Below are 7,273 nucleotides of genomic sequence, written 5' to 3' on the forward strand. Positions count from 1 at the left end.
ACCGACGTGCCGTACGGCGACAAGGTGTTCCACTTCGGCGAGCCGTTCGTGCGTCTGTCGGTGTTCGACTCGATCCTCAAGTACAACCCTGAGCTGACCGCTGACGACCTGACTGACCTCGACAAGGCCCGCGCCATCGCCAAGAAGGCCGGCGCCAAGGTGCTGGGCTTCGAAGGTCTGGGCAAGCTGCAGGTAATGATTTTCGAAGAGCTGGTCGAGCACAAGCTGGAACAGCCACACTTCATCACCCAGTACCCGTTCGAAGTGTCGCCGCTGGCCCGTCGTAACGACGAGAACCCGAACGTCACCGACCGTTTCGAACTGTTCATCGGTGGCCGTGAAATCGCCAACGCCTACTCCGAGTTGAACGACGCGGAAGACCAGGCCGAGCGCTTCATGGCACAGGTGGCCGACAAGGACGCCGGCGACGACGAAGCCATGCACTATGATGCCGACTTCGTTCGCGCGCTGGAGTACGGCATGCCGCCAACCGCCGGTGAAGGGATCGGTATCGACCGTCTGGTGATGTTGCTGACCAACTCACCGTCGATCCGCGACGTGATCCTGTTCCCGCACATGCGGCCACAAGCGTAAGTGTTTCAATTAAAAAGCCGCCTATAACAGGCGGCTTTTTATTGCCTGTCTGGTACAAACGTATCAATTGGTTACTTTTGACGTTTAGAGAGGAATACCTGTCGTGAATCGTGCAATGGCTCAAGAAGGTGCAGCGGGTATCGCCACTGCGGTCGCTGAAAGTGTTCAGTACCAGGGCCGCAAGGCCAGCCGACAGGGCAGCGAACAGCGTCGACAGGACATTCTCGACGCAGCGATGCGCATTGTCGTGCGTGATGGTGTGCGGGCCGTGCGGCACCGTGCTGTGGCCGCTGAAGCGGGTGTGCCGCTGTCGGCCACCACTTACTATTTCAAAGACATCGATGACCTGCTCACCGATACCTTCGCCCAATACGTGGAACGCAGCGCGGCGTTCATGGCCCGGTTATGGGCCAGCAACGAAGGCCTGTTGCGCGAGATGGTTGTCAGCGGCGATGGCACCCCCGAGTCCCGCTCACAGCTGGCGGACGATATCGCACGGCTGATGGCTGACTATGTTCATCGGCAATTGATCAATCGCCGCGAGCACTTGATGGCTGAGCAAGCCTTCCGCCAGGAAGCGTTGCTCAACCCGCGTCTGGCCTTGTTGGTGCGTTCCCATCAGCAAATTCTCCTGCAGGGCACCTGCCAGCTTTTCGAAGTATTGGGTTCCCGTGAGCCACAACAGGATGCCAAAGTGTTGACGGCGATTATCGGACGGATGGAATATCAGGGCCTGCTCAACGACGCCGAGCCTGTGGCCGAAGAGGAAATGCTCGGCATCCTCAACCGCTACATGCATTTGGTGCTGGCGTCGGTGTAAATCCCGCAGGACAACTCGACCCTGTAGGAGCGAGGCTTGCCCGCGAAGGCGGTATAACATTCAACATATGTGTTGAATGACACAACGCCTTCGCGGGCAAGCCTCGCTCCTACAGGTTCGGTGACCTTTCGGGGCGGTGCGTTCATAGGGAGTGTTGAATGAAAGCCTGGCGCGTCATTGTGATCGCCTTGTCGATCCTGCTGCTCAGTGGCTGTCTGGTGACCTTCAAGGAGCCGCTGCCCGCCAGCGAGCCCGCGCCCAAAGGATTGCTCGGCAAGTGGACCAGCACCAATGCCTGGGGCGAGCCGATGAACCTGGAGCTGACACGCATCGGCGACAATCGCTATCAGGCGGTCAGCTACTTCAAGGCCAAGCCCCATGAGCGTGAAGCCTATCCCTTCACTGTGTCGCGCCATGGCAATCGCTGGTACCTGTCGGCGAAGGTGCCGGCGCAGTTCGGCGGGAATTTCACCATCACCGGTTTCGAGCTCAACGATAAGCACGAACTGGTGGTCTACAACCTCGACCTCGAGCAGATCAAACAGGCCATGGGCCAAGAAGCCCTCAGTGGCCAAGGCTTCCGGACCGACGACGGCGACGGGGTGTTGATCAACAACGGCCTGGATCAGGTGTTCGCCTACCTCGATGACCCGGCCAATTCCGATGTTTTCGTCGAAGCGGTGCGTTATCAGCGCCTGGCCAAAACCAAATAAATCCAGCACGTAACGGTTTTACTACAGGAGTTTCGGGTGGACGAATACCAGCAGACGATACGCATTTTGTCCGATCGCATAGTGCTGGCGCAGACGCCGATTCGCGTTCTGGATGCGGTCAAGTGGGACGACAGCATTCGCAAGGGGTTCTTCAAAGGCAAGGGCAAGGAAATGCCGGCCGTGGACCGCGACTACTACCTCAATCGACCGCTGGCATTTGATTCCAGCAAAGTGAAGCTGGAATTCCAGAACATCGAGCGCGACATCACTCGCCAGCTCGGCCAGTTCAACCCGGTCGGCCAGATCATGCGCCGCATGTGCAAGGAATACCGGATGGTGGTGCGCATGCTTGAAGCGCGCGGCACCGAAGATTTCGGGCTGATTTCCCAGGAATTGTATGGCGCGGCGTCCGATGCGTTTCACGCCGGCGACCCGACCCTGGCCGATCTGGGCCTTATGCTCTCCGATTACCTGAACAACATCGACGGCCGTGGCGACCTCAAGGACGAACCGAAACTGCTCACCGCCAAGGAAGCCGTCGACCTGCTGCAACACCGGCTGAACCGGGTGTTTGGCGAGAACGAAGAAACCATTCGGGTGTTCGAGTCTGACGGGATCGTCGCCGATGCGGCGGCGGGCGCCGACTACATCAAGATCCGCGCCGACGCGATGTTCAACGACCGCGACGTGCGTGCGCTGGAAGTCCACGAAGGGCTGGTGCATGTGGGCACCACGCTCAACGGCCTGAATCAGCCGATCTGCACCTTCCTGTCCAAAGGCCCGCCGTCGTCCACCGTGACCCAGGAAGGCCTGGCGATCCTGATGGAAATCATCACCTTCGCCTCCTACCCGAGCCGCCTGCGCAAACTGACCAACCGTACCCGTGCCATTCATATGGTGGAGGAGGGCGCGGACTTCTTGCAGATCTACGATTTCTTCTGTGAGCAAGGCTTCGAAATGGCCGAAAGCTACGGCAACGCCAGTCGGGTTTTCCGCGGCTCGGTGCCGACCGGTCTGCCGTTTACCAAAGACTTGTCCTACCTCAAGGGCTTTATCATGGTTTACAACTACATTCAGTTGGCCGTGCGTAAAGGCAAGCTGGAGCAGATACCGCTATTGTTTTGCGGCAAGACCACGCTGGAAGACATGCGGACCTTGCGCCAATTGGTGGACGAAGGCCTGGTGGTGCCGCCCAAGTACCTGCCCGACCAATTCCGCGACATGAACGCGCTGTCGGCCTGGATGTGCTTCTCCAACTTCCTCAACCACCTGAGCCTGGACCGGATCGAAGCAGATTATTCCAATATCCTGTGATCACAACACACCCTGTAGGAGCGAGGCTTGCCCGCGAAGAACGATAACGCGCTCTATCAGATCTACCGCGTCATCGTTCTTCGCGGGCAAGCCTCGCTCCTACGGACCTGCTATCAATCGTTAGTGCGAGGGCTTCACCGGATGAGAATCCTCGGCATCTTTTGCCTGCTCCTGGCCCTCGGCGGTTGCGACTCTCTGCTGTTCTACCCCGAGCCCGGCCAGCCGTTCACCCCGGAAAAAGCCAAACTCGAATTCCGCGACGTCACCCTGGTCACCGCTGACGGCCTCAAGCTGCATGGCTGGTGGCTGCCGGCGAAAAAAGGTGTCGAGGTCAAAGGCACGGTGCTGCATCTGCACGGCAACGGCGGCAACCTGGCGTGGCATTTGGGGGGGAGCTGGTGGTTGCCGGAGCAGGGCTATCAAGTGTTGCTGGTGGACTATCGTGGGTACGGTTGGTCCGAAGGTAAACCGGCGTTGCCGGCGATTTATCAGGACATCGATGCCGCGTTCAAATGGCTCGACCAGGCCCCGGAGGTCAAGGGCAAGCCGCTGATCCTTCTCGGTCAGAGCCTTGGCGGTTCGATGGCCGTGCATTTCCTGGCCCAACATCCCGAGCGCCAGCGGCAACTCAAGGCTTTCGTACTCGATGGCGTGCCTGCCAGTTACCGTGATGTCGGGCGTTTCGCCTTGAGTACGTCGTGGATGACCTGGCCGTTCCAGGTGCCGTTGTCCTGGTTGGTGCCGGACGGCGACAGCGCGATCCATTCCATGACGCAGCTCAACGGCGTACCGAAACTGATCTATCACAGCATCGATGATCAGCTGGTGCCCCTTTCCAACGGCATCCGACTGTATCAAGCTGCGCCGCCGCCGCGAGTGCTGCAACTGACCCGTGGCGGTCATGTGCAAACCTTCGCCGACCCGGTCTGGCGAAAGGTCATGCTGCGCTACCTCGAAGACCCGCAGCATTTCGACGGCCTGCGCCGCTTGGGTGAAGTCCCCAATTACCCGGCACCCCCGAATTCTGAAGATGAACCACCAGAGAGTCCGCAATGAGTGAAGAACGTAACGCTATCCCGCTGATCATCACCGGTATTTGCAGCATCCTCGGCACCGTTGGCGCCCTGTGGTGGTACGGCTACCTGCACTTCGCCAAACCCGAAGATGCGCTGCTGCTCAGCGACTTCACCATGCTCAAGACCGTGCCGGGCGAAGACTACAAGGTCTCCCTGGAACCGGCCCCGCAAGTGGCCCAGTGCATCGATGGCGTGCTGGTGCTGTTCGACACCGAACAGAAAGGCCTGACCGGCGTGCTGATCAACAACAAGAAAAAGGCCGTGCGCTGCATGGGCGAGGAAACGCCGCAAAAACTCGAACAATAAACATCCCGTAGGAGCGAGGCTTGCCCGCGAAGAACGATGACTCGGTGTATCTGTTAGACCGCATCATCGTTCTTCGCGGGCAAGCCTCGCTCCTACAGTCCTGAAACAGGTGTAAACCTTGTTCAGAAAAAAGCCCCGCCTGATCAATTCAGGCGGGGCTTTTAAGTTTCAGCGTGGCCAGCTTACTTGGCGCTGATCGCCGAACGCGGTACGACCGGCTGGTTGTCGTTGGAAATGGTCACTTCCACCCGACGGTTCATTGCACGGCCCGAGACGCTGGAGTTCTCCGCAACCGGGTATTCCTTTCCATAACCCTGGGCCACGATGCGCGCAGGATCGACACCCATCTTGATCAGGGCCACTTGCACCGAGGTCGCGCGACGCTCGGACAGCGACTGGTTGTACGACGCCGCGCCGGTGCTGTCGGTGTAACCCTCGACAATCACTTTGCGGTCCGGGTTTTCCTGAAGGAACTGCGCCAGTTTGTTGATATTCACCAAACCGTTGGACTTCAGGTCCGCCTTGTTGGTGGCAAACAGCACATCACCAAACGTCACCAGCGTGCCGCGATCGGTCTGTTTGGCGTTCAGACTGTCCTGCAGCTGTTTGATCTGCTGGTCGCGGGCATCCAGGCGAGCCTGGGCCCGTTGTGCTGCGGCATTTTTCAGGTTGTTTTCAGCGGTGCGCAGGGCGATGGTCTGCTTGGCCACTTCAACGCGCTGATTGGTCAGGTAAGCCAGTTGATCGACCTTGGCCTGGTCTTCCCTATCCAGGTAAGCCTTGTCGGCCTTGTCCAGGTATTCGCTGGCGTCTTTGGTTTCCAGCGCTGCGACTTTGCTGGCTTGCGGGTTGGCTTGCAGGCCGGTGTAGTTGGTGCGGGCTTGCTCCAGGTTCGCGTTGGGCGGTGTGGAGCAGGCAGCCAGTGCAACACTTGCGGCCAGGAGGGCGGGGATCATCAATTGTTTGCGCATAATAGTTCGTCCTTTCTATCGATAAGTGTTTCAGGTCTGAAAATCGGGATGGGCGCTTACTGCACGGTGCGCTGACTTTCCTGACGCAGTTCCTGAACACCTTTCTGGGAGTCCTTCACAGCTTGTTCGGCTTTCATCGCCTGGGCCTTGCGCTCGGCGACGCGGGCGTCCCACTCGGCTTGCTCGGCCAGCATTCTGGCTTCGTCATACTTCTTGTCGTGCATGGCGATTTCGGCCTGTTTGAGCTTGTCCTGAGCGGCCTTCATTTCCACGGCGGCGAATTCGGTACCGCCGGCGCTGACAGCGCTGTTCACGGCGGATTGGGTCACGGCGTATTGCTCGCTCGGCGGGTTACCGGCGCAACCGGCCAGAACGAAGCTGCCGCCGATGGCCAGGGCCGCCAGTTTGAGACCGCGCAGATGGGGGAACGAGGATGATGCGATGCTGGTCTTCATGGTCTTCAACTCCATTGGATAACTCCTGAAAAACATCTGAATCCATCCTGGGCAAGGAGCCGCAACCTTCAATTTCCAGAGCATTTTGAATCGGCCGTCCCAGGCGTGGTTATTGGGTTGACCCAAAGTGTTTTTCAAAAGTTCAGAGAAGATGGCCTATCGCCCGAAAAAACCTGATCGAGAGGACAAGGCTCTAAACCGGTAATTTTAGCGATATGCGGCGGTATTCCCGACCGTTTCATGGCCCGGAAACATGCAATTATCGAAGGAATAGCAAGCCAGTGTGGGAGCGGGCTTGCTCGCGAAGAGGCCGTATCAGTTGAAATAAATGTTGGCTGACACGCCGCTTTCGCGAGCAAGCCCGCTCCCACAGATTCGGCGTCAAATTCAGTGTTTCTGCTTGTCGCTATCGCCCGACAAATCATGCAAATGACGCCGGGACAAGGCGAGAAAACGCGGGGTCGGGCCGACGTCTTCGTACAGCGGATCGCCTTCTTCATCGGTGGCCACCACCGTTGACCCCTTCACATATGGAAAGCTCGCTTCGAGCTCTTCCAAGGCGGCGCCGATCAGCTCGCCGAGCAGTTCTTCGGGGCGCCGCTTGGGGTACATGTCGATAATCGCCGCCAGCCGCGCGGCGGCTTCCACGTCCAGATGAATCGCGTAGCCAGAGTCGGTCAGACGACCCTTGGCGTTTTCTTCCCAATGCTTGGCGAGCTCGCGGATTTTCATGATGACCTCATTGCGCACCTGCTCGTGGCAGGCCGGGTGAGTGTCCGGCGGTGGCCGGTGATACGCCGTTGTACGGCTTATGGTTGAGATTAGCTGCAATGCCCGGTGTTTGAAGTCCTTGGCGTCGTCTGCTTGTAAGAAGCGCTTTACGACGGCACTCTCTTTAACAGAGCTTCTAACAACAAAGCATAGCCGCCAATGCCAGTGTAGGAGCCAGGCTTGCCGGCGAAGGCGTCCTTGAGAGCGCCCGGCCCGGGCCACCGGGGGCCCAACCCAGGCATTGGTCAAGCCC

General features: G+C 58.8%; 9 protein-coding genes. 6 read left to right on the forward strand and 3 right to left on the reverse strand.

Annotation, left to right across the window (positions count from 1 at the left end):
• The 6 genes from ACIPLA_RS18200 to ACIPLA_RS18225 all read left to right on the forward strand — a co-directional run.
• The coding region (locus ACIPLA_RS18200) for an amino acid--tRNA ligase-related protein (protein WP_401174802.1) at positions 1 to 594 on the forward strand (594 nt) is incomplete at its 5' end.
• Positions 595 to 697: 103 nt separating this feature from the next.
• On the forward strand, positions 698 to 1,414 hold the full coding sequence (locus ACIPLA_RS18205; protein WP_008070397.1) for a TetR/AcrR family transcriptional regulator: 717 nt from the start codon (positions 698 to 700) through the stop codon (positions 1,412 to 1,414).
• Between the two features lie 158 nt (positions 1,415 to 1,572).
• The gene (locus tag ACIPLA_RS18210) at positions 1,573 to 2,127 is read left to right on the forward strand and encodes a hypothetical protein (RefSeq protein WP_401174806.1); all 555 of its coding nucleotides are present in this window, start codon (positions 1,573 to 1,575) and stop codon (positions 2,125 to 2,127) included.
• Between the two features lie 36 nt (positions 2,128 to 2,163).
• Positions 2,164 to 3,441 carry a flavohemoglobin expression-modulating QEGLA motif protein gene (locus tag ACIPLA_RS18215; RefSeq protein ID WP_123498105.1) on the forward strand — a complete coding sequence of 426 codons (1,278 nt, stop codon included), beginning with the start codon at positions 2,164 to 2,166 and terminating at the stop codon, positions 3,439 to 3,441.
• Between the two features lie 141 nt (positions 3,442 to 3,582).
• Positions 3,583 to 4,497 carry an alpha/beta hydrolase gene (locus ACIPLA_RS18220; RefSeq protein ID WP_218398494.1) on the forward strand — a complete coding sequence of 305 codons (915 nt, stop codon included), beginning with the start codon at positions 3,583 to 3,585 and terminating at the stop codon, positions 4,495 to 4,497.
• Positions 4,494 to 4,823, forward strand: a complete 330-nt coding sequence (locus ACIPLA_RS18225; protein WP_192344191.1) for a hypothetical protein — start codon at positions 4,494 to 4,496, stop codon at positions 4,821 to 4,823. Before ACIPLA_RS18220 ends, ACIPLA_RS18225 begins: the two co-directional genes overlap by 4 nt.
• A gap of 182 nt (positions 4,824 to 5,005) precedes the next feature.
• Here ACIPLA_RS18225 and ACIPLA_RS18230 read toward each other — a convergent pair whose 3' ends face one another.
• The 3 genes from ACIPLA_RS18230 to ACIPLA_RS18240 all read right to left on the reverse strand — a co-directional run bounded on the left by ACIPLA_RS18230 (position 5,006) and on the right by ACIPLA_RS18240 (position 6,981).
• Entirely contained in the window at positions 5,006 to 5,794 is a 789-nt protein-coding gene (locus ACIPLA_RS18230; RefSeq protein WP_123498112.1) for an OmpA family protein, read from the reverse strand.
• A gap of 56 nt (positions 5,795 to 5,850) precedes the next feature.
• On the reverse strand, positions 5,851 to 6,264 hold the full coding sequence (locus tag ACIPLA_RS18235; protein WP_063342619.1) for a DUF4398 domain-containing protein: 414 nt from the start codon (positions 6,262 to 6,264) through the stop codon (positions 5,851 to 5,853).
• A 372-nt stretch (positions 6,265 to 6,636) separates the two neighbouring features.
• Entirely contained in the window at positions 6,637 to 6,981 is a 345-nt protein-coding gene (locus tag ACIPLA_RS18240) for a pilin assembly protein (protein WP_401174812.1), read from the reverse strand.
• Positions 6,982 to 7,273: the final 292 nt, after the last annotated feature.

The organism is Pseudomonas sp. NPDC086112, assembly GCF_044746425.1.
In the GTDB taxonomy this organism is placed as follows: Bacteria; Pseudomonadota; Gammaproteobacteria; order Pseudomonadales; family Pseudomonadaceae; genus Aquipseudomonas.